Source organism: Bacillus cereus group sp. BceL220 (assembly GCF_051776965.1).
Lineage (GTDB): Bacteria > Bacillota > Bacilli > Bacillales > Bacillaceae_G > Bacillus_A > Bacillus_A cereus.
Window position 1 is genome coordinate 1 of sequence record NZ_JBPWBC010000028.1, and the last position, 23,794, is coordinate 23,794.

Sequence of the window (23,794 nt, forward strand, 5' to 3'; positions counted from 1 at the left end):
AATACGAAACGGATTAAGGCAAAATTAAAAATGAGCCCAGTACAATACCGGACTCACTTTTATCAAGCTGCCTAATGAAATAACCGTGTCTAACTTTTAGGGGTCACTTCAAAATCCGATGCTCTACTTTTCTTTTATAACAATCATTCAAACTATAACGGTCCCTCCAAAATATGAAGGAGCTTATAGCCTTTTAATATTTCTCTTCTACCCGTAATTCTTTACTATACTTTTGAATGAAAACTGATGAAATAACCATTACTATGCCCACACTAAAACTAATAAGTTGATCTAATAACATTTCATCATGAATAAACCAGCGAAGTAAAAATACACCCCCAAAAATAAGCATCATGATAAATCCAGTATGTCTAAGCCCTTTATATACATTTTCCATATGTATCACCTCTCCACATACTTTTATCCATATTATACCATAATCTAAAAACGTGTATAACCAACATTCGGTATTGAAACCAATAATAAAAAGACTGCAGAGAACTCCATCTCCACAGCCTAATATTTATTTTTGCAAAAACGCCTGCAAATCTGCAAATTGTCTCTTTGCATCTTCATAGCCTTGCTCGTATAAATTTTGTAGTTTTGCTGTATCTTTTTCCATACGATCTACTTGAAGCGGCACTTCTGGGCGAATAACAAATAAATTACCAGCTTGCTCTTCTTTTTCAATATAGTGAAGTGTTTCATTATACACTTCATAACGATTCAACATCGTGTTAACAAGATTCGGATATTTTTTATAAGCTTTTCCTGCAATCCATCCGAATTTTGATTTTTTCTTCGCGTAACCATGATTTCTCGTTAAAATAACGACTGATTTTTTAAATCCATCTTCCTGTGCCTTACGAACTGGAATTGGATCAGAAATCCCGCCATCTAATAACTGCTTACCACGATAATTTACTACTGGTGCAATGAAAGGCAATGAACTAGACGCTTGTAATAAATTTAGTGCATCATCATTCGTTCCTTCTTTCTCAAAATAAACAGATTGTCCTGTTTCACAATCCGTCGTTCCTACAAGGAAACGTTCTGGGCTATTAAAGTATGTTTCAAAATCAAACGGAACATGCTTTTCTGGAATTTCATGAAAAATGAACTCCATATCAAATAGCTGACGTTTTCTCCATAAGTTTTTATACGACAAATATTTCGGATGTGATGCATAATCAATATTGACCGTTTTATTTCTATTTCTTTGTCTGGAAAGATACGACGCTGCATGACAAGCACCAGCTGATACACCGATTACATATGGAAAATATAAATCTTGTTCCATAAAGTATTCTAATATCCCACCCGTATATACACCACGCATACCGCCGCCTTCTAATACTAACCCCGTATTTTCAAGCATGTTACTCTCTCCTCTATATATATTGACTCTTTAATTATTCACCATGTTAAGTATCTTTTTCTATTATATATGAGTTCTTTCAGAAATTATATTTAAAAGACTTGAGAAAAAGGAGTTTTTTCTTCCAATTATATTTCCAAATGATCGGAGACATCCTTTATAAACCTTTGAATAAAGTCTTGCTCTTCTTTCGTATATCCATCTAAAAGTAACAACCACTTTTCTTCAGCTTGCTTATGCAATTTTTCATGAGCTTTATATATTTCATTGCCGCTTTCCGTTAAGCTGAAGAAGATTTCTTTTTGATTATCTAACATTTGCATCTTCTCAACGAATTGCTTTTGAAACAACTTCGTACAAATTTTAGAGATTGCTCCCTTCGTCATGCCCATTTCTGTCGTAATTGCCGTTACATTCATCAAACCATTTTTTCCGATACATTCGATTACATGTAACTCAGATAAAGACATACTACTTACACCTGTCTCACGAAGAAACTTCTCGTTTTGTCGTTTTAAATGTTCTTCTTTTTTATGCAAAAGTGTACGAATGTCCGACAGTATTTCCATTTGCTTCGTTGCATGCTTCAATCCGTTCGCCTCCTAAGTTTCCGAAGAAACAATTTAACTATATACCATTTTAAAATTATTTTTTCATCTTTACAAGTGAGAAAATCATGTTAAAATAAATTTAGTTTCCAAGGAAACCAAAATACAAGGAGGTTAACAAGATGAAAAAATCTAAACTAACTTTCATTTTATATGTTGTCTGTATTAGTGCCTTACTCGGTTCCTTCGCTCAAAATATTTACACACCTATCTTACCGATGATTCAAAATTCTTTTCACACTTCTCTTTATCTTGTAAATGTAACAGTTTCACTTTTCACATTCATTCTTGCAATTATGCAGCTCGTATATGGACCTTTAATTGATACAAAAGGGAGAAAATCTGTCCTTATCCCTAGTTTAGTCATTAGTACAATTGGTTCAATCGGATGTGCTTTTTCGGCAAACATTTATTTATTTCTCTTTTTTAGAGCTGTTCAAGCTATAGGAATAGCGGCTATACCTGTAGTTTCAGCAACGATTATCGGCGATTTATTTGAAGGAAAAGAACGCGGAGAAGCGATGAGCCTATACCAAATGTTACTTGCCCTCGCACCTGCAATGGCTCCTCTCATAGGTGGATTTCTTGGCAGTATAAATGGTCACTTATCTGTATTTCTCTTTTTATCTACACTTGGCATTATCTTATTAATTATAAACATTTCACTACTTCCAGAAACAAAGCCAAATGTAATTAAGCAGCCTAAAGCACAAAAGAATTACTCTCTTATCTTAAAAAATAAAACTGGATTTTCTATTACTCTTATTGGCTTCATTCAATTTTGTATTTACTTTTGCTTTCTCGTTTTTTTACCGAGCATTTTAGCAAATTCATTTCATCTAGCTGCAAGTGAAATTGGTCTTATGTTTGTACCAATGTCTCTTTCTATCATGCTAGGAAGTTTTTGCTACAAGTTTTTGCAAAAACGCCTCACAACAAAGCAAACTTTATTTATTACGAGTTACTTCAATATTATATGTGTCTTTTTATTCTCTTTCATATATAACATCAATATCCCATTCATCATTATCGTTACATCTTTGTACGGTTTTAGTATGGGACTTTCTATGCCAATTCACACTACTTTATTAACAGAAGAATTCGTGCAAGAACGTGCAACAGCTATCGGTATGTACAACTTCATCCGCTATCTTGGTATGGGCACAGGGCCACTTATAGGTGGATTTCTTTTATTTAACCAAAATTACTTTTGGATTTTCTTCCTAGGCGCAATTATGTTTTTACTTGTAATCTTATATGCAATGAAAATGCTAAGTTTTCATTCTGTACAAAAAGCAAAATAGAGCCCCCAAAAAGGTCGGCTCTATTTATCCTCTTTGATCCGCAACAATATGAATATCAATATACTTTGTTTGTCTCATAATTTCATTTACAATAGAGCCTTTTCGTATTTCTTCCCACCTTGTTCTAGCCGATTGTCCAAGTAAAATTTGCGTCACCTGTAATCTTTTTGCCACTTCAATAATAACATCTGCTGGCTTTCTTCCCTTTGCTTCTTCTAATACAAAACTTGCATCAAATTGATTCGTTAGCAACTTCCACTCTTCAATCGTCTGCTTTTTTCCAGCTGAAATAGAATCTATATTTTCCCTCTCAACGTTTAATACGTACAATTCAGCGTTTAACCGATCAGCCATGCGCCATCCCCGTCTTATTAATTTCTCCGCTGTTGAACTGTATTGTACACAAACAAGAATTTTTTCTTTTACGCCAATTGGTTCTATTACTGTTTGGCTAATTTTCTCGTCCATATCATCGGCAACCTCGCGAAGTGATAATTCCCTAAGTGCCCCTAAATTATTAAGCGTAAAGAAATTTTGTAAACTTTGCTGAATTTTTTCTTCTTTATATATCTTTCCGTCTATTAGTCTCTTCCTTAATACCTCGGGCGTTGCATCAACGAGCTGAATTTCATTTGCTTTTTGTAAAATAAAATCTGGAATTCGTTCTCTTACTTTTACATTCGTAATTTGAGCTACAATATCATGAACACTTTCTAAATGTTGAATATTAAAAGCTGATAATACCGATATACCAGCCTCTAACAATTCCTGCACATCCATATAACGTTTTTTATGCTTAGAACCAGGAACATTACTATGCGCAAGTTCATCCACTACGACTACTTGCGGCGCGCGTTTTTTTATTCCTTCCACATCAAGCTCATAAAATACCTTTCCTTTATACTGTATTTCTTTCAAAGGAACTTTTTCTAAATCAGCAATTGCTTCTTCCGTCTCTTTTCTTCCATGCGTTTCAATTAAACCAATTACAATATCAATTCCATCTTTTTTCATTTCCCTTGCATCAAAGAGCATTTTATAACTTTTTCCTACGCCTGGAGCTGCTCCTACATATAGCTTTAACTTTCCGCGATTTTGCTGACGAATATATTCTAAATATTCCTCTGGCGTTCGCCTTTGAAACTTCGGTTCATAATCATCTGCATACAAAATAAACACTACCTTTCATTCGAAACAACGCTACCTCAATCCGTTAGATTGAGGTAGCGTTGTTACTATTTCATTAATTCCTGTAATGCCAAATTTAGCTTTAAGACGTTCACTCGATCTTCTCCAAATAAACCAAGCGCAGCACCTTCTGTTTGATCTTTAATCAATTGATTAAGTTTTTCTTTCGGAATATTCGTTAATTTCGATATGCGATCCACCTGCACAGAAGCTGCCTTCGGACTAATGTCAGGATCAAGCCCTGAACCTGAATTTGTCACTAAATCAATCGGTACTTCTGTAACTGGAACGCTCGGATTTTGTTTCTTCCACTCTTCAATACTTTTCTCTACTCGTTTCTCTAAATCTGGATTAGATGGTGCATAGTTATTTGAACCAGATGCTTCTGCCTTATATTCAATACTAGAAACACGCCCTTGAAAATAACGTGGATCCGTGAAGTTTTGCCCGATTAATTTAGAACCAATCACTTCATTTTTATCATTATATATTAGACTTCCATCCGCATTATCCTTCATCACTGCTTGTGCAATACCAGTAACAATAAGTGGGTATACAAGTCCACACAACACTAGAAATGTAAAAGTAATACGGATAATTGGTGATAGTATACTTTGTTTCTTTTCCATCTTTTTCCCCTCTTCCTTATATGAACAAACCGACAATTATATCAATTACTTTAATTCCAATGAACGGAACGATAACTCCGCCAAGCCCATAAATAAGTAAGTTTCGGCTAAGCAATGCATTAGAACTCATCGGTTTATATGCAATACCTTTCATCGCTAACGGAATGAGTAATGGAATAATAACAGCGTTAAATATTAATGCTGATAAAATCGCTGACAGTGGTGATGTTAATTTCATAATGTTCAATGCTTCCATTTGCGGAATCGCAAGTGTAAACATCGCTGGAATAATCGCAAAATATTTCGCTATATCATTCGCAATACTAAACGTCGTTAACGCACCTCGGGTCATTAACAATTGCTTACCAATTCCTACAACCTCAATAATTTTCGTTGGATTCGAGTCTAAATCAATCATATTCGCTGCTTCTTTCGCAGCTGTCGTACCACTATTCATCGCTAATCCAACGTCAGCCTGTGCTAATGCCGGAGCATCATTTGTACCATCACCTGTCATCGCTACAAGTTTCCCTTTATCTTGCTCTGCTTTAATAACCGCAATTTTATCTTCTGGTTTACACTCGGCAACGAATTCATCTACTCCAGCTTCTTTTGCAATCGTTGCTGCTGTTAACGGATTATCACCTGTACACATAACCGTTTTAATCCCCATTTGGCGCAACTGTTCAAAACGCTCACGCATACCCGGTTTTACTGTATCCTTTAAATAAATTAAACCGTAAATACGATTATCTACTGCAACTACAAGTGGTGTTCCGCCCTCTTTTGAAATTAAGTCTGCTTTTTGATTTACATCTTTCGGAATTGTTCCACCTTGTGACCCAACCCATTCAATAACAGCACCGACAGCACCTTTTCTCACTTTCGTTCCGTCTTGTAAATCAACACCGCTCATTCTCGTTTCTGCTTTAAACGGAACAAACTCCCCTTGTTCTGCAAGTTCTCTATTATATGATATAGATTTTCCCTGCACATACTCAATAACAGATCGACCTTCTGGTGTTTCATCTAAAACAGAACTAATAGCAGCCCACTTTCCAACTTGCTCAATCGTTTCATTTCCTACAGGCAATAATGTATGAGCCATCCGGTTTCCAAAAGTAATTGTACCTGTTTTATCTAAAATAATTGTATTAATATCGCCCGCAGCTTCTACTGCTTTCCCTGACATCGCTAACACGTTAAATTTTGTCACCCGGTCCATCCCAGCAATACCAATCGCTGATAGCAAACCACCAATTGTCGTTGGAATTAAACATACTAACAATGCTACGAGTACAGCTGTATCAATTTGAAAACCTAAATAATTTGTAAAAATCGGCAACGTCACAACGACGATCAAGAAGATAAGAGTTAAGCTCGTTAATACTGTATTTAAAGCAATCTCATTCGGCGTTTTTTGACGAGCAGCTCCTTCTACTAAAGAAATCATTTTGTCGATAAATGATTCACCAGGATTACTCGTAATGACAATTGTAATTTCATCACTTACCACCATCGTTCCACCTGTTACGGAACAAAAATCACCACCCGCTTCTTTTATTACAGGAGCTGATTCTCCTGTAATTGCAGATTCATCTACAGACGCTAATCCTTTGATTACTTCACCATCATTCGGAATCATTTCTCCTTGTTTTACGATAACAACGTCACCTTTTCTAAGATCAGTTGCTGAAACTTGGACAATGTCTCCATTTTCTTTTACAACATTTGCAAACACATCTTTCTTCGACTGTTTTAAAGAATCGGCTTGCGCTTTACCGCGACCTTCTGCTAATGCTTCTGCAAAATTCGCAAATAAAACTGTAAATAATAGAATAAGAGAAACTGTTATATTAAACCATCCTGGTATACTACTAGAACTGCTTGGAAGAAAAGATAAAATGAACGTAATGATAAACCCAATTTCCACAACGAACATAATCGGATTCTTTATCATGACTTTCGGATTCAATTTCGCAATGGATTGCTTCATCGCATGTGTTACGATATCACGATCCATCGTTTTCGCTTGTCTAACCTCATCTTCTACAGCATGTATTTGTGTCTCATTTACTTGTTTTTCTTTTACTACTACCGGTCTCATCATTTACCCTCCATTACTTCAATGTAAGAAATTCTGCAATTGGTCCGAGTACTAACATCGGGAAAAATGTTAATGCACCGACAATTACAATCGTTCCGATGAAGATGCCACCAAATAAACTATTATCTGTACGGAACGTTCCGACTGTTTCTGGCACTACCGTTTTTTCTTTCAACGAAGCTGCCACAGCTAGCATCGTAATTAAACTGAAGTAGCGTCCTAAAAACATAACTAAACCAGTCGTAATATTCCAAAACGGTGTATTATCTCCTAATCCTTCAAATCCAGATCCGTTATTCGCAGCTGACGATGTATATTCATATACAACTTGTGTTAAACCGTGGAAACCGGAATGAGAAATAGCATCCGTTCCTAAATTTGTTGAAAGAGCTAATGCCGAAAATCCTAAAATGAGCAATGGATGAAATAAAATCGTGACTGCGATTAATTTCATTTCCTTACCTTCAATCTTTTTACCTAAAAACTCTGGTGTCCGTCCAACCATTAACCCAGATATAAACACCGCGATAATTGCATACATAATAATGTTTACAAAGCCTGCTCCAACCCCGCCATACACTGTATTTAACATCATATTTACGAGGGGAACTAGACCACCAATTGGTGTTAACGTATCATGCATCGTATTAACAGCGCCTGTTTCAGCAGCTGTCGTTACTGTTGCGTATAGTGAAGAAAATACTGTTCCAAATCGTACTTCTTTCCCTTCTGTACTTCCTTGTACATGTTCGATACCCATTCCATTTAATGCCGGGTTCCCGTTTAGTTCAAATGTCGTAATCGTTATAAACCCTAGTAAAAATACCATAAATAGTGACACGAAAAGGATGCGGCCTTGTTTTTTATTTCCGACCATTCGTCCGTACGTAAATGGAAGTGCTGTTGGTAATAACATCATAAGCATCATTTGCAAAATATTACTCATTTGTCCTGGATTTTCGAAAGGATGCGTAGAGTTTGCTCCGAAAAATCCACCGCCGTTATTTCCAAGTTCCTTAATGGAAACGAATGATGCAACAGGTCCACGTAAAATACTTTGCTTTGCACCTTCAATCGTTTGTGCTGTAACCGCCCCATCTAACGTTTGTGGTACACCAAGTGCGACAAAAACTAGTGCCGCAATAAATGCGATAGGAAGAAACACTCTCGTTAACGCTCTCGTAAAATCAACGAAAAAGTTACCAAGTTCTTTTCCAGCAAGTCCTCTTATAAAAGCCATAACGAGCGCTAATGTCGTTGCTGGTGCCGCAAACATTAAAAATGTAATTCCGATTAATTGTGATAAATAAGATAAACCATTTTCACCGCTATAATGCTGTAAGTTTGTATCAGCCATAAAACTAATTGCTGTATTAAAAGCGAGCGTAGGCTCCATCCCTTCAATATGCGCTGGATTTAATGGCAGCACACCTTGTAATCTGAAAATGAAGTATACGACAACGATCATAAATCCATTTAATAAAACTAATGATAATGCGTACTGTTTCCACGTTTGATTGTATGCTTTTACACCCGTAATTTTAAAAATAAGTTTTTCAAAAGGCCCGAATACTTTATCTAACGTTTTGCTACCTTGAAAAGCTTTTTCTAAATAAATCCCCGTTGGCTTTGCTACTAAAATAAACAAGAGCATTGTAATAATGACTGCAACCCAAATCATAATGAATGATTCCCCCTAATTAAAACTTCTCTGGATTTAATAATGCATACACTAAATACACTGTAATTGCTGCGACAATAACCGATAAGACAATCATCATGATTGCTTTCCTTCTTTCACAACTTTATCTGACCAACTTGCAAGACTTGCCATCGATGCAACTAATAAAATAAAAATCCCGACCATTACAACATCTAACATAACTATCCCTCTCTTTTTGTTAAAATTTACCATTTAAATATTAAAAAAGAACACTGAGCTCTACTCAGTGTTCAAAAAATGAACAACAAAAAGTAAACCTCCTCTCTAAACGCTTACGAGGTTAGCTGTCGGATTCGGGCCTAAAGAGTAGCCCTACTTTCAAAACTGAAAGATTCACCCCAAGTGACGATGCACAAAATTGGTTCCCCCGCTCCATTTCTGGAACTCAGCGATTTTAGGTTTTTTTGGAAATTTTATGAATGATTTATGAGAGTAAATATACTCCTCTATATTTCACTTGTAAAGGGGTAAATTACTGAAAATAATAATATTTACATTCATTTAAACGCTTACATCGAAGATTATTACTGTTATTTCATCTATTTTCTTTATTTCTCTTTTCTTTTCTTAAAAATGACCTTTTAAATATGAAATAAAAAGAGCGAATGACATGAAGTGCATAGCTTGTTGCACTCAGCATTCGCTCTTTTTTATTCAACCTTTATTCCCCTCGTAAAAATGCACGTAAATTTCTCCCACGAATATAAACTTGTGTCAATTCTGCATGTAGCTGCTCATACTCGGTAATATCCATCTCTAAATACAAAGCATCTTTTGATGGTAATATAATATATGGCCCTGGAAAAAGGGGATCAATCTGGACCAATTCTTGAACTCGCTCTACCGATACTGCCCAACGATTTGCTATATCTCCAAGTAATAGTACCTTCATCATTTCTTCCCCCGCCCTATTCAAAAAATAAAAAAGAAATATTATCACAATTTGTAAACACGACAAACTTAGCTCCAATTGTTTCATAGAGCCTCGCTGGATATCGTTTATTCCTTGTAACAACAGTAATAGGTGCTTGAAAAGAAAAACGAATGTGTTCTGTGAAGAAACTAACGATTGGAAGCTCATCCCCTAGTAAAATGACCTTCTTAATACACTCACAAATACTAGTAAAATCCTGCTCCTTACTACAACTATAAGTCCAATCAAACCCACAATTCCTAACTTCAGCCGCTACCTCTTCATTTGCTGTAAAAATAACTAACTCATGTTGAAATGCAACTAGATCTCTTAAACTATTTACCTTACTTTCTTCTCCAACACAAATAAGTGTTAGTTCCATGTACCTCATCCTCCTTAGTATAAAAAAAATCAAACATAGATTGATATTCCCCTATACTAATCAGATCGATGAAGTGATGTATCCATCATGGCACCGTCCTCTCTCAAGACGCTTACGAAGTTAGCTGTCGGATTCGGGCTTTGAGAGTAGCCCTACTTTCAAATTTGAAAGATTCACCCCTAGTGACACTGCACAAATTGGTTCCTCCGCTCCATATAATTGGACTCAGCGTTTACAAAAAAATATATTCTGGCTGATATATTACTCCTGTATTTTGAAAAAGTAAACAGAAAAAAAGCCAGTTATAAAACTGGCTTTTCACTTATCTATACACGCGTTCTATTCACTTTATACGCAAAATGATTCGTTGGTCCATGACCACTACCAATATTCAATGGCTCTTCAATTGCTATACTAATAAATCGTTTTGCTTCTTGAACAGCATCTTCAATTGAGTATCCTTTCGCAAGTCCTGCTGTAACCGCTGAAGCAAATGTGCACCCACTTCCGTGCGTTTGCTTTGAAGGAATTCGCTCGCTTCTAAACTCAATAAATTCTTCTCCATCAAAGAGGAAATCAATTACTTCATTACCTTGATATTCTGCATGTCCGCCCTTCATAAGCACATATTTAGCACCTAATTTGTGCAATACTTTTGCAGCTTCCTTACTATCTTCAACATTATGAATCTCCATCCCAGTTAACACTTCTGCTTCTGGAACATTCGGTGTTATAACGGTTGCTACTGGTAATAAATATTCTTTTAATGCATGAACTGCTTCTTGCTGTAATAATGATGCACCGCCTTTTGCGATCATAACGGGATCTAGCACAATATTATTCCAGCCAAATTTTTTAATTTGTTCTGCAACAATTTGAATTATTTCACTACTAAATAACATTCCTAGTTTCACTGCATCTGGTGTTAAATCCGTACCAATTGAATTCAGCTGTTCTGTAATACCTTCTAACGGAACAGGATATACCCCTTGAACGCCAAGCGTGTTTTGAGCAGTAATTGCCGTAATAGCCGTCATTCCGTATACACCAAGCTCTTGGAATGTTTTTAAATCTGCCTGAATTCCAGCACCGCCGCCGCTATCAGACCCTGCAATTGTTAAAGCTTTATTCACTTTCATCCCACTCATCCTTTTCTATCCAAAATAGCGATGATAAATCGTTTTTGCTTCGCTTATATCTTTCGTTCCATGTACGAGCACACGGCCATCTTTAAAGGCGACTAACCTCTTGTCTTCAACAGAAAATGATAGTAAATATGGATTTACATTTAAATCATTCACGCGACCTTCCAGCAACTCTTTATATTGTTCAAAATTCATTTCCTCTTTATGAGGTGGTCTAATTTGAACTGTATTTCGCCCGCATAAGACTGCTGTTTTTGATGTGTTCTCTTTATTTAAATACGGATATAATGCATTCTCTCCGCATGAAGAACAATTATGCTGGCGAAGCTTTTGCACATTCATACATGAATACTCATTCTTCCACATATCAAACGATACAAGCCCATCTCGAAGTGATTCGTAATCTTCTACTAACAGTTTAAGAGCTTCTGTTACTTGATGAGAAACGACAAGAGATACAGCAGGTGATATAATACCCGCTGTATCACATGTTGCCCCGCCAAGCGGAATCGACTGCAATAAACATGATAAACATGGTGTTTTACTAGGAATGATTGTGTAAGAAAGACCGTAACTACCTACACATGCACCGTAAATCCATGGAATAGAATATTTTTGTGCTATATCATTCACAATAAAGCGTGTTTCGAAATTATCAGTCGCATCAATAATTACATCAACGTTTGTAACAAGTTCTTCTAGCTCTTCAGCTGTTACATCTTGAACGAGAGCTTTTATTGTTACATCGCTATTAATCTCTTCTAAACGTTTTTTAGCCGCTATAGCTTTTGGGAGATTATTCTTTACGTCGCTCTCTGCATACAATTGTTGTCTTTGTAAATTACTCCAATCTACATAATCACGGTCAACAATTGTTATCTTGCCAACACCCGCTCTTACAAACATCTCTGCATTTGCACTACCTAATGCACCTGCACCGATAATAAGTACATGCTTTTCTCTTATCTTTTGCTGCCCTTCTGCTCCAATTGGAGAAAATAGTTCTTGGCGAGAATATCGATTATTCAACTACGCTCATTCCTTCTAAAGGACTACTTGCAGTTGCACAGCGCTTACGTGCAATACGACCTGCTTCAAATCCTAAACGTCCTGCTTCAATACTTAGTTTCATTGCCTGTGCCATTTTAATAGGATCTTTTGCTCCTGATACAGCTGTATTTAATAACACGCCATCTGCTCCTAATTCCATTGCAAATGCCGCATCAGCTGGGCTACCAATACCAGCATCAACGATAACTGGTACTGTCGCTTGTTCAATAATGAAGCCCAAATTTAATGGATTTACAATACCAAGTCCTGATCCGATTGGAGATGCTCCTGGCATAATCGCATGCACGCCAAGCTCTTGTAATTTACGTGCTAATACAACATCATCAGATGTGTACGGAAGTACGATAAATCCTTCTTCCAGTAACATTTCAGATGCCTTTAACGTTTCTACCGGATCCGGTAATAACGTTCTATCATCACCAATAACTTCTACCTTTATCATGTCACAAAGCCCAGAAGCTTTTGCTAATTTTGCAATACGAACAGCCTCTTCAGCGTTTTTTGCCCCTGCTGTATTTGGTAATAACGTATATTTTTTCACATCAAGTTTCTCTAATAAATTAGGTTGCTTTGCATCAAAGATATCCATACGACGTACTGCAAACGTTAAAATTTCAGCTTCAGAAACGTCAATTGCCTTTTGCTGTACGTCAAAATCAGGGAATTTACCTGTTCCTAATAAAAGTCTAGAATGAAATGAAAATGGTCCAATGTTCAACATAATCAACCGCCTCCTACGAAAGTTACAATCTCAATTTGGTCTCCATCAAAAACAGATGTATCTGTATGATCATCTTTTTGTAAAATATCTTTATTACGCTCTACTACAACAATTCTGTTATCTAGCTCTAAATGTGTAAGTAACTCAGCTACTGTTTTTACACTCGCTGGCACTTCAATTTGGTTACCATTAATTTTTAAATTCAAACTTCCATCCCCTTTCTAAACTCTTCTAGAAAGCAATGAATCTAGCAAATGATTCTCTTGCTTTCCTTCTATTAAATCAGCCATATATTGGCCAGAAATAGGACTTAATAAAATACCGTTCCGATAATGGCCCGTGCAAGCATATAAACCTTTTATTTCTTCATGCTCTCCCATATAAGGAGCTTCATGATTCGATTGTGGTCTTAATCCTGCCCACGCGCTTTCCCATTCTGCTTCTTTTAAAGCTGGCAATATTGTATAAGCACGCTCTAATATAGAAGTTATACTTTCTGGCTGCACAGTTTTATTGAACGTATGGTGCTTCATTGTTGCCCCAATTACGTAACGTCCACCGCGCTTTGGAGTAATGTAAAATCTTTCTTGAAAAATAGGTGCTTTTAAAAGTTGTTTTCTACTTCTTACCGCAATCACTTCTCCTTTAACTGGATATGTACCCCAATCGCGGTGAAAATAACTGAGTAACTTCGTGCTCCATGAACCTCCTGCAATAACGACTTTCTCACATGTGACAATACCTTCGCTCGTAAAAATTCCGGTCACTTTATTATTTTCAATACGAATATCAAACACTTCTGTCTGTTCATATATATCAGCACCTGACATTGCCGCAGAATGTGCGAATGCTTTCGTAAGCTCTGATGCAATAACATGACCGTCTTTCGGATAATATACTGCTCCTATAATAGATTCGGATAGATACGGCTCTTTTTCCCGCACATGGTCTCCCGTTAGAAAATAGGAATCTTCACCTGTTTTTTGCTGCCAATCCATAATGTGAAGAATTCTTTCCTTCTCATCTTCATTTTGAGCAATACGATAAATTCCTTTTTCTTCATATCCAATATCAATACCCGTCTTTTCACGTAAAACTGCTGCAAGTTGTGGAAATATAGCTCGGCTTTCTCTAGCAAGTTCAAATAGCGGATCATACGCATCCCATTCTGCCTGAACACCAAGTAGACCAGCAGCTGCTTTTGAAGCTTCCGATGCAATTCTTTGCTTCTCTACAATCGCTACTTTATGTCCTCTTTCTGCTAGAAAATGTGCAACTGAACTACCAATTACACCACCACCAATAATCGCTACATCATACTTCTCACACATGTTTTTCCGCCCACTTTCTTATTGATTCCTTATAAGATTTCGCTTTGCTATACGGGTCACTACTACTTACAATTCCGGACATAACTGCTATACCGCTTACACCATTAGTAAGGACATCCACTGCGTTTTCTGGAGTAATTCCTCCAATTGCTGTAATCGGTATAGATAAACACCTTGCAATGTCAGAAATTTCTTCAAGCCCTCTCGCTGGCACACCTTTTTTACAATCTGTCGGAAATACATGACCATAAACGAGTGAATCCGCTCCATTTTTAAATGCTACTATCGCTTCATCTAGCGAATGCACAGAATAACCGACATGCAAATACGAAAACTTTTCTTTCACTGACTTTACATCTGTGCTTCGATACCCTAGTTGAACACGAGAAATATTTAATAAAATTGCAATATCAATTCGATCATTTATGACAATTTTAGAAGCCGGAAAGCCTTCCATTAAAAGACTTTCCACACCTTCATATAACTCCTTCGTACTCTTCTCACGCTCACGAATATGCAAATAATCAATCTCACTCTCAATTTGCATCGCTACATTCACTAACTCTTCGAATGGCATATGGCCATTTGAGATTACGTGGAGCTCATTTTTCATATTCATTCGCCTACTTTAAAATATTTTCGAATAGTTCATCGGCTGGAACGGTTTCTTTCGTCATTCCTTTGTCCTTCAGCCATTTATTTTGTTTCTCCCAAGATTCTTTTGAATCTGATAAAAATGGCTCATCTTTCGTTTCCATCTTCTCTAATAAAATTTTCATACTTTCCTTTTCAACTTCTGGCACAAGTGGGAAGTTTTCTTTTTCTTGATGATTTAATAAAATATTCAATGCTTCATCTGGGTTTTTCTTCATGAAATCATAGCCTTTTTTCGTACCACGTAAGAAAGCTTGCAACGCTTCTTTATCTTTTTTCAACGTTTTATCACCTGTTACAAACACAAGTTCATGATAGTTCGGTACTCCATAATCAGCTGGATTAAAGTAAGCTGGTTCATGGCCTTCATGACGCATAACCGGTACTTCATGATTAATGTATGCCCCTGTTACCGCATCCACTTTTTTCGTAATTAAGGCTGGTACTAAATCAAATCCAACATCAACTACTTTCACTGTATCAGGATTACCACCAGCTTCTTTTACCATCGTTTTTAAATACATCTCACTTAAAGGTGTTCCAGAATATCCTACTGTTTTTCCTTCTAAATCTTTCGGTGATTGAATACCCGCTGATTTCAGCGATACGACATGATTTAATGGTGAACGTACGACAGCCCCAATTGATTTCACTGGAATTTGCTCATTTGCTCTTGCCATAACAACATCTGGCTGATAATACAAGCCAACTGTCACCTTCCCTGCTGCTGCCAATGTTAATGGATCAGTCGGATTAGAAGGGAATTTAATATTTACCTTTACACCTTCTTCTTTAAAGTATCCTTTTTCAATTGCTGCATAGATAAAACTATGTACCGCATTTGGATACCAATCTAACATGACTGTTATTTCTTTCTCTTTTTTACTTTTGTCTGATGCTGAATTACTCGAGCATCCTGCAATCATTGCAATTAATAATGTAAATACAAAGATGCGCTTTAAAAATTTCATGAATGCTTCCTCCAACTAATGAATTTCTTTTCTAATATGGAAATAAGTACGACGAAGAAAATAGCTAATAATGATAACAATACAATGGGTGCAAATACGCCAGCTCCATCTAACTGCGTCATCATTCTCTTACTGAAATATCCAAGCCCAGCTTGTGCACCGAGCCATTCTCCAATTGCTGCTCCGATAACACTAAGCGGAACTGCAATTTTTAAAGCTGAGAAAAAATAAGGAAGAGCAGACGGCAACTTTAATTTAAGAAAAATATCTCTTTTCGTTGCTCCATATGTAACTAAGAGCTCCTCCCATTCTTTTTTCGTACTACGCAGTCCATCATACGTATTGACCGCAATCGGGAAAAACGTAATTAAAACTGTGACAACAACCTTACTCCAAATTGTGTATCCAAACCATAAAACAAATAGCGGAGCAAGCGCAGTAATCGGAATCGTTTGTGAAGCAACTAATAATGGATAAAATGCTCTTTCCATCCATGTACTCGCATTCATTAACATCGCTAGCCCTACACCTAATACGATAGAAATAACAACACCTATTAAAACGACGTATAACGTTGCAGGTAAATGAACCGTAAATAATATGTCTTTTAGTTTCCATATCTTCATTACAATCGCAGACGGTGACGGTAAAATGTACATCTCATCTACAATTCTTGCTCCTATTTCCCACACAGCTAGTAAAATACTAGAAAGTGTAATAGCAGGAACTAATTCTTTCAATCGGTTCATCACACAAGTACCTGCCTTTGTAACATACTAAGAAGCTCATCTTTCAGCGCTAATACTTCCGGTTTATATAAATCTTTTCGTGTTCTGTTATGATCAAGTGGTACAATCCGCTCAGTCAAAGTCGTTATCGGCTGCTGTTCCACTACTAAAACTCGGTTCGAAAGAAATAACGCTTCTTCAACATCATGAGTAATGAATAAAATTGTTTTTTCCCACTCTTGCCATTGTTCAAACAGCCATTCTTGCAAAGAGGCCTTCGTTAAAGCATCTAACGCGCTAAACGGTTCATCTAATAACAATATCTCCCCGCCCGTTAACAAAGTTCGGATAAAAGATACGCGTTGCCTCATACCACCAGATAAATCTTTCGGATGTTTTGTCTCATATCCTTGTAAACCAAATTTATATAACAGTTCCTTTGCCTTTACTTGTGCTTCTTTCTTCTGTACACCTTGGCACTCTAGCGGCAGAGCAGCATTCTCAATAATTGTTCTCCACGGCAAAAGCATATCTTTTTGCGGCATATATCCTACAGGATGGTGCTTTGTTTCTGTCAGTTCTATCTTTCCAGTACTTACCTTCTCTAGGCCTGTAATAAGGCGAAATAAAGTACTTTTCCCACATCCACTCGGTCCGATAATACTGACAAACTCTTTCTCATGTATAGAAGCATTTAATTCATGGATGATTGGTTTCTCATCGTAATGAAAAGAAACATTATGAAACTGTAGTATGTTCTTGCTCCTCAAATCCCCACATCTCCTTACGATAGGACATATCCCAGAATAAATATTCAAATCGACTGGAATATAAGAAAATCTCCTCTAATCTATCTAGTTCTTTCTCAGACTTTCCAACTGCCATTTCATTTAATAAATCTATTAACCAAATACAAAGATTACCGTATTCTTCCGAACTATATCCTTGAATCCACTCACCAAAAAACTCATGATCTCTTGCTCCAGGAATATCATTTAAACGCTTTCCAATTTCCCAGTAGCTCCACATACATGGAAGAAGCGCTGCTATTAATTCTGCAAGTGTGCCATTTTGAGATACAGACATCATGTAATTTGTATAAGCTAAATTTTTAGCAGATGGTTTTGCAGACTCTATCTCCTCTATAGAAATTCCAAGTCTTTTTGCATATTGTTTATGGATTGTCATTTCGCCATTTAATATTCCATCAATTTGTTCAGCGAACTTTCCCATTACTTGTGGATTCGTTGCTTTTACAACACCAATCGCATATAATTTTGCATAATCTAGCAGATATAAATAATCTTGAATAATATAATACTGAAATTTATCTTTTTCTAACGTGCCATCTCCCATACCCACTACAAACGGATGATTATGACTCATCTCCCAAACCGGTTGCACAGTTTCTAATAATCTATCGCAAAATTTCATTTCTCTATCCCCTTTCAATATATGTATCTAAATAAAAAACCACTTCTATATATAAGAAGTGGTTACAGCAAATAAAATTATACATTTATTTGATGTTCCACTTCCCTTCGCTAGTATTACCTAGATCAGGTGTTATAAGGGTTAAGGATTATTCCTCTCTCAGCAAATCAAGCACCCCTAGTGGTTTCAATATGAAATTTTCAAATAAAAAAGCCCCGTTTCTATACGCAAAGAAACGGGGACTCATTGTTAGTGTCCGAATTGCTTCCCTACGCTAGCATAATCTAGATCAGGTAATAAAAAGGATCAAAGGCTTACGGCCTACTCTCAGCTGGCAACACCAGCTCTCCTAGCAAACTATAAAATTATCACTGTCAGTATAACACCCTAATAAGACATCATCAACTATTTTAATTTTCTTAATTATCAATAAAAAAATTAAAGTTATACAATACATACATTCTATTTTAGAAAATAAAACTCCAATTAATTGTTTAAAAAGGAATCATTATCCTCAAAAAATTTATTTTTATATTGATTTCATATTACATTTATGTGAATACACCCACTATATTATATCTTTATACTATAATAAAATTACAACTATACAACTAGAGGAGGTCTCTATTCCATGAATATGAAAGCTACTGCTTTAACAGCAACTACTGTAGCGATTGCTTCTTTACTTCCTTCTATGGGTGAAACAAATGTACAAAAAGCAAACGCTGAACAATTATCTAATGTTAAAACTGGGTATGTCAAAGTCGATCAAGTAGCATTACATACAGAAGATAACGTAAAGAGCACATCAATTGATACAATTCGCTTTAATACAAAAGTGAACATCCTTGAAACAACTAATGGTTGGTATAAAGTATCTGTTCATAATAAAGTAGGTTATGTACAAAAAGATGCTATTTTACTAAAAAACAAACTTCAATCTAATGATCAATACATCGTCAATGCTAATGCATTAAACGTTCGCTCTGAACCTAATTTAGAATCTTCCATTTTAGATGTATTACCAAATGGCAAGTTTATTACCGTTCAAGAAGATCAAGGCGAATGGTATAAAATATCACATAATGGCCAAACGGGTTACGTACAAAAAGCATTCATCTCTAATGGTTCACAACCCTTAGTAAAAGGAATCACCGTTCAAAATAATACAAAATATACTGTTGCAACACCTAATCTGAATGTACGTAGCAACACTAGTACAAGTAGCGCTCTACTCGGTTCATTACAAAACGGTACACAAGTACAAGTAGTAGAAACTGTAGGAACTTGGTATAAAATTCGTTTTGGCACAGGATACGGATATGTAGCAAAACACTATGTAGTACAAAATCAACCACAGACTAAAACAGATCAGCCTTCATCTATTCCAGCTGCTTTCAAATTCCCTGCTCAAGGAAGAATTAGCTCAACCTTTGATATACGCTGGGAACAAATGCATTATGGTATAGATATTGCTGCTCCAGGGAACGTCTCTATCCAAGCTGCTGCTGCAGGTAAAGTTGTGAAATCTTATTATTCAGCTAGCTATGGCAATGTTGTGTTCATTGCGCATCAAATCAATGGGAAATTATATACAACTGTTTATGCTCATATGAAGGATCGCACTGTACAAACTGGTGATCAAGTACAAGCTGGACAATTAGTAGGTCATATGGGCAACACAGGTCATTCATACGGGCAACATCTTCATTTTGAATTACATAATGGAGAATGGAATTTTGAAAAAACAAATGCAGTAAATCCACTGCCATATTTAGTTAGGTAAATTGTATGCCACGCAATATACCTCTTATAATTGAATACGCAGCCTTTTTAGGTTTAATCTGTTGTTTAATCATTTACAATACAAACATTGTATTTTTATCTATTATTATTGCTTTTGTTGCATTAGAAATTATGATGGAATCATTTCAAGTGCAACTAAAACAAAAAATTGCCCATATTTATAACGCTATATTTCTTTTGAGTGCTCTCATAACAAATATAATTAGTAATGGCTTTTATTTATCTACTGTATTTCCAGTATTCTTTATGGCTGTTTTATTATTTGTAGCTAGATATATTAATGTCCCTTATAACCAAAAACAAAAACAAGAACAAGAAGCTTAGAAAGAGGAGACACTGTGTACCAATCTTTCAAAGATACTCCAATAAAATACATATTGCTTTTGTATAAGAAAGCCAATACTTTTTTTGGTATACAAGGAAGTTATACTGCACAACTTCTCCTATATGGAATGTTGTTTCTTGTTTTAATCACTTTCTCCTTGTTTTACTAACAAAAAAGGATCTCACATAAACTGGAGATCCTTTTTAATTTATATTAATTTTTCATATCGAAAATATTGTTTATCCACAAGCATATTTTTCATAAATAAAGCTCAGATTATATTTTTTCTCTAAGCTCATTCGTTGTTCGTCATCGCACCAATAGAAAAGAATATCATGAATCGTTGCGTAACGCTTATTTTTAAGAAATAGCCTAAAGAATGATGGTAAACAATCATGTAATTGTATAAATATATAATTGCGTAGTGTTTCTTCTTTATATTCAATGCCCTTACAAATATACAGTAATTCTTCACAATAATATGCATGCTGTGGAACTTGTATCATCTCGAAAAATGGCACATAAGATAGTAGCTTTCCAATAAAATGACCGTATCGATCCATTACTCCTATCGTCATATGCTCCATCATTTCTTTCATTACATATAAATAATCATCTACATGTGTTGTCTTTAATGGGTCTAAGCGATCGGAAATTTGAGATAATACAGCTCTTTGACATGCTAAAACTGCCTGACTAGGTCCATAATATGATAGGAAATCTGTACACTTACGATATTTCCGTAATAAATCATGTGTATATAAATCATATACGAAAGTATTACAATACATTGCTAAACTCATCATATCACTATTTAATTGCTCTTTTGATAATGATTTCGCTCTCTTGCACATATAAAAGAATGTAAATTCCAATACTTCTTTATGAGATAATAAATGTTTACAATCGGTTATACATTTCTCATTAAATTTAACTCTATCCCAAATTTCAATATCCCTATCTGTCAATTCACCTATACGATATTTAATAATTAAATAGTTTAAAGCAACTGATTGCGTCAAAAGATCCCATGTTTCATATTCCAATGAAGTATGAACAAACTCAGCTAATCCTTGTGCTATCATAAAAACATTTGCCTCTTCATACCAACCAATCTCTTGGCATAAGCGAAGAATACGCACTAAAGTTGGAATTTCATCTTTATGAAACTGCGGTAAATTCTTTACTTTATTCATGCCATATACGATAAATGCCGCTAAATTTTCTTCTTTATAAAATTCTTTCTCTTTCCATACTAATATAGTTCGTTCTTTCCCCTCACCTTTTGGGTGACAAGGTACAAGCAAAGAAAATAATTCAGCAAAATTATTTGGTTCTATATATGTATCTGTAACCAAATTCCAATTTGGATCGCCCTGTACAGCCTTCATATAATTCCCCTTCCCTTTTCATCTATGTAGGAAATATTAATTTATTATCGTACCACTAAAAATTAATATTGTTATATTCGAAATCTCTCATAATACTTATATCTATCAGTATATCATCTTTTCTCTTATTAAAAATGAAGAATAACAAATTTAAAAAAACTGTGGAAATTATTAACCATATCCTTATTATATAATGTCTCAGATACATCACGCTAACATATTAGTTTAATCCATATATACTAGAATAATGCATCTGAGCTTTATATATAATTTAGCTCTTTATGAGTGACCATTAAAATCTCGGTTAATTAAAGTTTCAATTTACTCTGTACGCTCTGAGATTTCGCTCAAGGCAAATCCAGCTTGATCATCTGCCGATTCCCTTATAGCTAAATCTCCTAGTGCTAACATGCCAATAAGCTGACCACTATCAACTACTGGTAACCGTCTAATTTGATACTGTGCCATTAGCTCTGTAGCTTTTTCAATAGAATCATTTGGAGAAACTGAGATAATATTTGTTGTCATTACATTTGTAATTTTATTAGATCCAGGATGTTTTTCAGCAATCCCTCGAACAACTAAATCTCGATCAGTAACAAGCCCAACAACCTGCTCATTTTCAACAACAGGAATTAACCCAACCGATTCTTCCTTCATTTTTACAGCTGCCTCATATACATTGTCTAGCGGTGTACAATGTACAATATGGGTACTCATTAAGTCTCTAACTCGTGTCATTATTTATTTCCTCCTTTTTATACATACCATAGCTTTTCCAAAATTCCTTTATTTATTTCTGGAAAGTAAAATGATAAAAAGGATCAACAAAATAAAAAAGAGCCAGCATAATGCTGACTCTTTTTTGTATGACCCGTACGGGATTCGAACCCGTGTTACCGCCGTGAAAGGGCGGTGTCTTAACCACTTGACCAACGGGCCATGGCTCCGCAGGTAGGACTCGAACCTACGACCGATCGGTTAACAGCCGATAGCTCTACCACTGAGCTACTGCGGAATAATATATGGTGGGCCTAAATGGACTCGAACCATCGACCTCACGCTTATCAGGCGTGCGCTCTAACCAGCTGAGCTATAGGCCCATATACTTTACAGGGGCAGTAGGAATCGAACCCACACTGGAGGTTTTGGAGACCTCAGTTCTACCTTTAAACTATGCCCCTAAATGATGCCGGCTAGAGGACTTGAACCCCCAACCTACTGATTACAAGTCAGTTGCTCTACCAATTGAGCTAAGCCGGCATAAAAAAAATGGTGGCTCGGGACGGAATCGAACCGCCGACACGAGGATTTTCAGTCCTCTGCTCTACCGACTGAGCTACCGAGCCTTATTAAAATGGCGGTCCCGACCGGGGTCGAACCGGCGATCTCCTGCGTGACAGGCAGGCATGTTAACCACTACACCACGGGACCATTTGGTTGCGGGGACAGGATTTGAACCTGCGACCTTCGGGTTATGAGCCCGACGAGCTACCGTGCTGCTCCACCCCGCGACAATATTAAATTAAAAAATGGAGGAGGTAGAGGGATTCGAACCCCCGCGCGACTCTCGCCGCCTGTCGGTTTTCAAGACCGATCCCTTCAGCCGAACTTGGGTATACCTCCATGAAGGAAAAAATAAATATTTTATTATTATATGTCTAAACCATTTTTAAAAATGGAGGAGGTAGAGGGATTCGAACCCCCGCGCGATTCTCACCGCCTGTCGGTTTTCAAGACCGATCCCTTCAGCCGAACTTGGGTATACCTCCGAGACATATATTAAATAAAGTGGAGCCTAGCGGGATCGAACCGCTGACCTCCTGCGTGCAAGGCAGGCGCTCTCCCAGCTGAGCTAAGGCCCCATGTTTTTTGGAATATCGGGAAGACAGGATTTGAACCTGCGACCCCCTGGTCCCAAACCAGGTGCTCTACCAAGCTGAGCCACTTCCCGTTAATAAAAGCGCGCCCGAGAGGAGTCGAAC

General features: G+C 36.4%; 27 protein-coding genes, 12 tRNA genes and 4 riboswitches. Of the genes, 3 read left to right on the plus strand and 36 right to left on the minus strand.

The features are described from left to right. Positions 1-193: 193 nt before the first annotated feature. The 3 genes from ACS2FK_RS29345 to ACS2FK_RS29355 form a co-directional block, all read right to left on the minus strand. Entirely contained in the window at positions 194-397 is a 204-nt protein-coding gene (locus ACS2FK_RS29345; RefSeq protein ID WP_063546496.1) for a hypothetical protein, read from the minus strand. A gap of 126 nt (positions 398-523) precedes the next feature. After that, positions 524-1,378, minus strand: a complete 855-nt coding sequence (locus ACS2FK_RS29350; RefSeq protein WP_063546494.1) for a patatin-like phospholipase family protein — start codon at positions 1,376-1,378, stop codon at positions 524-526. Positions 1,379-1,506: 128 nt separating this feature from the next. Then, complete coding sequence (locus tag ACS2FK_RS29355) at positions 1,507-1,968, minus strand: MarR family transcriptional regulator (protein WP_048536152.1); 462 nt, start codon at positions 1,966-1,968, stop codon at positions 1,507-1,509. 140 nt (positions 1,969-2,108) lie between these two features. Here ACS2FK_RS29355 and ACS2FK_RS29360 point away from each other — a divergent pair, with 140 nt between their 5' ends. Next, the gene (locus ACS2FK_RS29360; protein WP_000748717.1) at positions 2,109-3,290 is read left to right on the plus strand and encodes an MFS transporter; all 1,182 of its coding nucleotides are present in this window, start codon (positions 2,109-2,111) and stop codon (positions 3,288-3,290) included. Positions 3,291-3,314: 24 nt separating this feature from the next. Here the strand turns inward: ACS2FK_RS29360 and kdpDN are convergent, their stop codons facing one another. From kdpDN to tenA, 19 genes are all read right to left on the minus strand, one after another. Continuing rightward, complete coding sequence (gene kdpDN, locus ACS2FK_RS29365) at positions 3,315-4,469, minus strand: KdpD-like non-kinase potassium sensor (protein ID WP_003269552.1); 1,155 nt, start codon at positions 4,467-4,469, stop codon at positions 3,315-3,317. Between the two features lie 56 nt (positions 4,470-4,525). Then, a complete protein-coding gene (kdpC, locus tag ACS2FK_RS29370; RefSeq protein ID WP_000412606.1) occupies positions 4,526-5,107 on the minus strand; it encodes a K(+)-transporting ATPase subunit C in 582 nt (193 codons plus the stop codon). Between the two features lie 16 nt (positions 5,108-5,123). Further along, complete coding sequence (gene kdpB / locus ACS2FK_RS29375) at positions 5,124-7,214, minus strand: potassium-transporting ATPase subunit KdpB (protein WP_001248009.1); 2,091 nt, start codon at positions 7,212-7,214, stop codon at positions 5,124-5,126. A 13-nt stretch (positions 7,215-7,227) separates the two neighbouring features. Then, positions 7,228-8,895, minus strand: a complete 1,668-nt coding sequence (gene kdpA, locus ACS2FK_RS29380) for a potassium-transporting ATPase subunit KdpA (RefSeq protein WP_000638329.1) — start codon at positions 8,893-8,895, stop codon at positions 7,228-7,230. Between the two features lie 19 nt (positions 8,896-8,914). Then, positions 8,915-8,995: a K(+)-transporting ATPase subunit F gene (kdpF, locus tag ACS2FK_RS29385; RefSeq protein WP_000973728.1), complete on the minus strand. Its 81-nt coding sequence runs from the start codon at positions 8,993-8,995 to the stop codon at positions 8,915-8,917. Beyond that, positions 8,992-9,096, minus strand: a complete 105-nt coding sequence (locus ACS2FK_RS29390; RefSeq protein WP_000887894.1) for a SipW-dependent-type signal peptide-containing protein — start codon at positions 9,094-9,096, stop codon at positions 8,992-8,994. Before ACS2FK_RS29390 ends, kdpF begins: the two co-directional genes overlap by 4 nt. Before the next feature lie 96 nt (positions 9,097-9,192). Then, positions 9,193-9,338: riboswitch (cyclic di-AMP (ydaO/yuaA leader) on the minus strand. Between the two features lie 134 nt (positions 9,339-9,472). Next, positions 9,473-9,595, minus strand: coding sequence for a hypothetical protein (locus tag ACS2FK_RS29395; RefSeq protein WP_001034421.1), 123 nt, complete (start codon positions 9,593-9,595; stop codon positions 9,473-9,475). A gap of 3 nt (positions 9,596-9,598) precedes the next feature. Beyond that, the gene (locus tag ACS2FK_RS29400; RefSeq protein ID WP_002025339.1) at positions 9,599-9,832 is read right to left on the minus strand and encodes a hypothetical protein; all 234 of its coding nucleotides are present in this window, start codon (positions 9,830-9,832) and stop codon (positions 9,599-9,601) included. 13 nt (positions 9,833-9,845) lie between these two features. Further along, the gene (locus ACS2FK_RS29405) at positions 9,846-10,232 is read right to left on the minus strand and encodes a hypothetical protein (RefSeq protein ID WP_000424087.1); all 387 of its coding nucleotides are present in this window, start codon (positions 10,230-10,232) and stop codon (positions 9,846-9,848) included. Between the two features lie 93 nt (positions 10,233-10,325). Beyond that, positions 10,326-10,473: riboswitch (cyclic di-AMP (ydaO/yuaA leader) on the minus strand. An 85-nt stretch (positions 10,474-10,558) separates the two neighbouring features. Then, entirely contained in the window at positions 10,559-11,371 is an 813-nt protein-coding gene (gene thiD, locus ACS2FK_RS29410) for a bifunctional hydroxymethylpyrimidine kinase/phosphomethylpyrimidine kinase (RefSeq protein ID WP_063546492.1), read from the minus strand. 15 nt (positions 11,372-11,386) lie between these two features. After that, positions 11,387-12,406, minus strand: a complete 1,020-nt coding sequence (gene thiF, locus ACS2FK_RS29415) for a thiazole biosynthesis adenylyltransferase ThiF (protein WP_001065409.1) — start codon at positions 12,404-12,406, stop codon at positions 11,387-11,389. Further along, positions 12,399-13,169 (minus strand): thiazole synthase, encoded by a 771-nt coding sequence (gene thiG, locus ACS2FK_RS29420; RefSeq protein ID WP_000931980.1) that lies wholly within the window; start codon positions 13,167-13,169, stop codon positions 12,399-12,401. Before thiG ends, thiF begins: the two co-directional genes overlap by 8 nt. Before the next feature lie 2 nt (positions 13,170-13,171). After that, positions 13,172-13,375, minus strand: a complete 204-nt coding sequence (thiS, locus tag ACS2FK_RS29425; RefSeq protein ID WP_001049502.1) for a sulfur carrier protein ThiS — start codon at positions 13,373-13,375, stop codon at positions 13,172-13,174. Positions 13,376-13,390: 15 nt separating this feature from the next. After that, complete coding sequence (thiO, locus tag ACS2FK_RS29430) at positions 13,391-14,500, minus strand: glycine oxidase ThiO (RefSeq protein ID WP_063546490.1); 1,110 nt, start codon at positions 14,498-14,500, stop codon at positions 13,391-13,393. Continuing rightward, entirely contained in the window at positions 14,493-15,113 is a 621-nt protein-coding gene (gene tenI / locus ACS2FK_RS29435; RefSeq protein WP_063546488.1) for a thiazole tautomerase TenI, read from the minus strand. The genes thiO and tenI overlap by 8 nt, the downstream gene beginning before the upstream one ends. A gap of 10 nt (positions 15,114-15,123) precedes the next feature. Next, on the minus strand, positions 15,124-16,125 hold the full coding sequence (locus tag ACS2FK_RS29440; RefSeq protein ID WP_000670421.1) for an ABC transporter substrate-binding protein: 1,002 nt from the start codon (positions 16,123-16,125) through the stop codon (positions 15,124-15,126). Next, a complete protein-coding gene (locus ACS2FK_RS29445) occupies positions 16,122-16,874 on the minus strand; it encodes an ABC transporter permease (protein WP_001080857.1) in 753 nt (250 codons plus the stop codon). The genes ACS2FK_RS29440 and ACS2FK_RS29445 overlap by 4 nt, the downstream gene beginning before the upstream one ends. Next, positions 16,874-17,623: an ABC transporter ATP-binding protein gene (locus ACS2FK_RS29450; protein WP_001256790.1), complete on the minus strand. Its 750-nt coding sequence runs from the start codon at positions 17,621-17,623 to the stop codon at positions 16,874-16,876. Before ACS2FK_RS29450 ends, ACS2FK_RS29445 begins: the two co-directional genes overlap by 1 nt. After that, positions 17,592-18,287 carry a thiaminase II gene (tenA, locus tag ACS2FK_RS29455; protein WP_000666826.1) on the minus strand — a complete coding sequence of 232 codons (696 nt, stop codon included), beginning with the start codon at positions 18,285-18,287 and terminating at the stop codon, positions 17,592-17,594. Before tenA ends, ACS2FK_RS29450 begins: the two co-directional genes overlap by 32 nt. 85 nt (positions 18,288-18,372) lie before the next feature. Then, positions 18,373-18,476, minus strand: a riboswitch (TPP riboswitch). A gap of 60 nt (positions 18,477-18,536) precedes the next feature. Continuing rightward, a riboswitch (TPP riboswitch) is annotated at positions 18,537-18,648 on the minus strand. Positions 18,649-18,918: 270 nt separating this feature from the next. On the opposite strand from tenA, the gene ACS2FK_RS29460 reads away from it, so the two are divergent. Both ACS2FK_RS29460 and ACS2FK_RS29465 read left to right on the plus strand, forming a co-directional pair. Beyond that, positions 18,919-20,073, plus strand: coding sequence for an SH3 domain-containing protein (locus ACS2FK_RS29460; RefSeq protein WP_001056046.1), 1,155 nt, complete (start codon positions 18,919-18,921; stop codon positions 20,071-20,073). Positions 20,074-20,078: 5 nt separating this feature from the next. Further along, positions 20,079-20,417, plus strand: coding sequence for a hypothetical protein (locus ACS2FK_RS29465; protein ID WP_001137818.1), 339 nt, complete (start codon positions 20,079-20,081; stop codon positions 20,415-20,417). 240 nt (positions 20,418-20,657) lie between these two features. On the opposite strand, the gene ACS2FK_RS29470 is transcribed toward ACS2FK_RS29465, so the two are convergent. The 14 genes from ACS2FK_RS29470 to ACS2FK_RS29535 all read right to left on the minus strand — a co-directional run bounded on the left by ACS2FK_RS29470 (position 20,658) and on the right by ACS2FK_RS29535 (position 23,763). Continuing rightward, positions 20,658-21,809, minus strand: a complete 1,152-nt coding sequence (locus ACS2FK_RS29470) for a DUF3965 domain-containing protein (RefSeq protein WP_063546486.1) — start codon at positions 21,807-21,809, stop codon at positions 20,658-20,660. Positions 21,810-22,130: 321 nt separating this feature from the next. Continuing rightward, positions 22,131-22,550, minus strand: coding sequence for a CBS domain-containing protein (locus tag ACS2FK_RS29475; protein ID WP_000199012.1), 420 nt, complete (start codon positions 22,548-22,550; stop codon positions 22,131-22,133). 129 nt (positions 22,551-22,679) lie between these two features. Next, a tRNA-Glu gene (locus tag ACS2FK_RS29480) sits at positions 22,680-22,751 on the minus strand. 1 nt (position 22,752) lies between these two features. Then, a tRNA-Asn gene (locus tag ACS2FK_RS29485) sits at positions 22,753-22,827 on the minus strand. Between the two features lie 8 nt (positions 22,828-22,835). Continuing rightward, a tRNA-Ile gene (locus ACS2FK_RS29490) sits at positions 22,836-22,912 on the minus strand. A 10-nt stretch (positions 22,913-22,922) separates the two neighbouring features. After that, positions 22,923-22,993: transfer RNA gene (locus ACS2FK_RS29495), tRNA-Trp, on the minus strand. A gap of 6 nt (positions 22,994-22,999) precedes the next feature. Then, a tRNA-Thr gene (locus ACS2FK_RS29500) sits at positions 23,000-23,072 on the minus strand. Positions 23,073-23,082: 10 nt separating this feature from the next. After that, a tRNA-Phe gene (locus ACS2FK_RS29505) sits at positions 23,083-23,158 on the minus strand. Between the two features lie 9 nt (positions 23,159-23,167). After that, positions 23,168-23,243: transfer RNA gene (locus tag ACS2FK_RS29510), tRNA-Asp, on the minus strand. Between the two features lie 3 nt (positions 23,244-23,246). Then, positions 23,247-23,323, minus strand: a tRNA-Met gene (locus ACS2FK_RS29515). 19 nt (positions 23,324-23,342) lie between these two features. After that, positions 23,343-23,435: transfer RNA gene (locus ACS2FK_RS29520), tRNA-Ser, on the minus strand. Positions 23,436-23,488: 53 nt separating this feature from the next. Then, positions 23,489-23,581 (minus strand) — tRNA-Ser (locus ACS2FK_RS29525). A 20-nt stretch (positions 23,582-23,601) separates the two neighbouring features. Beyond that, positions 23,602-23,674, minus strand: a tRNA-Ala gene (locus ACS2FK_RS29530). A 15-nt stretch (positions 23,675-23,689) separates the two neighbouring features. Then, positions 23,690-23,763 (minus strand) — tRNA-Pro (locus tag ACS2FK_RS29535). Positions 23,764-23,794: the final 31 nt, after the last annotated feature.

Excerpts from the sequence above, each read along its gene's own strand:
- ACS2FK_RS29400 (WP_002025339.1), bottom strand. The coding sequence starts at position 9,832 with ATGATGAAGGTACTATTACTTGGAGATATAGCAAATCGTTGGGCAGTA.
- ACS2FK_RS29440 (WP_000670421.1), bottom strand. The coding sequence starts at position 16,125 with ATGAAATTTTTAAAGCGCATCTTTGTATTTACATTATTAATTGCAATG.
- ACS2FK_RS29345 (WP_063546496.1), bottom strand. The coding sequence starts at position 397 with ATGGAAAATGTATATAAAGGGCTTAGACATACTGGATTTATCATGATG.
- kdpF (WP_000973728.1), bottom strand. The coding sequence starts at position 8,995 with ATGATGATTGTCTTATCGGTTATTGTCGCAGCAATTACAGTGTATTTA.
- ACS2FK_RS29390 (WP_000887894.1), bottom strand. The coding sequence starts at position 9,096 with ATGTTAGATGTTGTAATGGTCGGGATTTTTATTTTATTAGTTGCATCG.
- ACS2FK_RS29460 (WP_001056046.1), top strand. The coding sequence starts at position 18,919 with ATGAATATGAAAGCTACTGCTTTAACAGCAACTACTGTAGCGATTGCT.
- kdpC (WP_000412606.1), bottom strand. The coding sequence starts at position 5,107 with ATGGAAAAGAAACAAAGTATACTATCACCAATTATCCGTATTACTTTT.
- ACS2FK_RS29465 (WP_001137818.1), top strand. The coding sequence starts at position 20,079 with ATGCCACGCAATATACCTCTTATAATTGAATACGCAGCCTTTTTAGGT.
- ACS2FK_RS29475 (WP_000199012.1), bottom strand. The coding sequence starts at position 22,550 with ATGACACGAGTTAGAGACTTAATGAGTACCCATATTGTACATTGTACA.
- ACS2FK_RS29405 (WP_000424087.1), bottom strand. The coding sequence starts at position 10,232 with ATGGAACTAACACTTATTTGTGTTGGAGAAGAAAGTAAGGTAAATAGT.
- thiD (WP_063546492.1), bottom strand. The coding sequence starts at position 11,371 with ATGAAAGTGAATAAAGCTTTAACAATTGCAGGGTCTGATAGCGGCGGC.
- ACS2FK_RS29360 (WP_000748717.1), top strand. The coding sequence starts at position 2,109 with ATGAAAAAATCTAAACTAACTTTCATTTTATATGTTGTCTGTATTAGT.
- kdpA (WP_000638329.1), bottom strand. The coding sequence starts at position 8,895 with ATGATTTGGGTTGCAGTCATTATTACAATGCTCTTGTTTATTTTAGTA.
- thiO (WP_063546490.1), bottom strand. The coding sequence starts at position 14,500 with ATGTGTGAGAAGTATGATGTAGCGATTATTGGTGGTGGTGTAATTGGT.
- ACS2FK_RS29470 (WP_063546486.1), bottom strand. The coding sequence starts at position 21,809 with ATGAAGGCTGTACAGGGCGATCCAAATTGGAATTTGGTTACAGATACA.
- tenA (WP_000666826.1), bottom strand. The coding sequence starts at position 18,287 with ATGAAATTTTGCGATAGATTATTAGAAACTGTGCAACCGGTTTGGGAG.
- ACS2FK_RS29445 (WP_001080857.1), bottom strand. The coding sequence starts at position 16,874 with ATGAACCGATTGAAAGAATTAGTTCCTGCTATTACACTTTCTAGTATT.
- ACS2FK_RS29350 (WP_063546494.1), bottom strand. The coding sequence starts at position 1,378 with ATGCTTGAAAATACGGGGTTAGTATTAGAAGGCGGCGGTATGCGTGGT.
- thiG (WP_000931980.1), bottom strand. The coding sequence starts at position 13,169 with ATGTTGAACATTGGACCATTTTCATTTCATTCTAGACTTTTATTAGGA.
- kdpB (WP_001248009.1), bottom strand. The coding sequence starts at position 7,214 with ATGAGACCGGTAGTAGTAAAAGAAAAACAAGTAAATGAGACACAAATA.
- tenI (WP_063546488.1), bottom strand. The coding sequence starts at position 15,113 with ATGAAAAATGAGCTCCACGTAATCTCAAATGGCCATATGCCATTCGAA.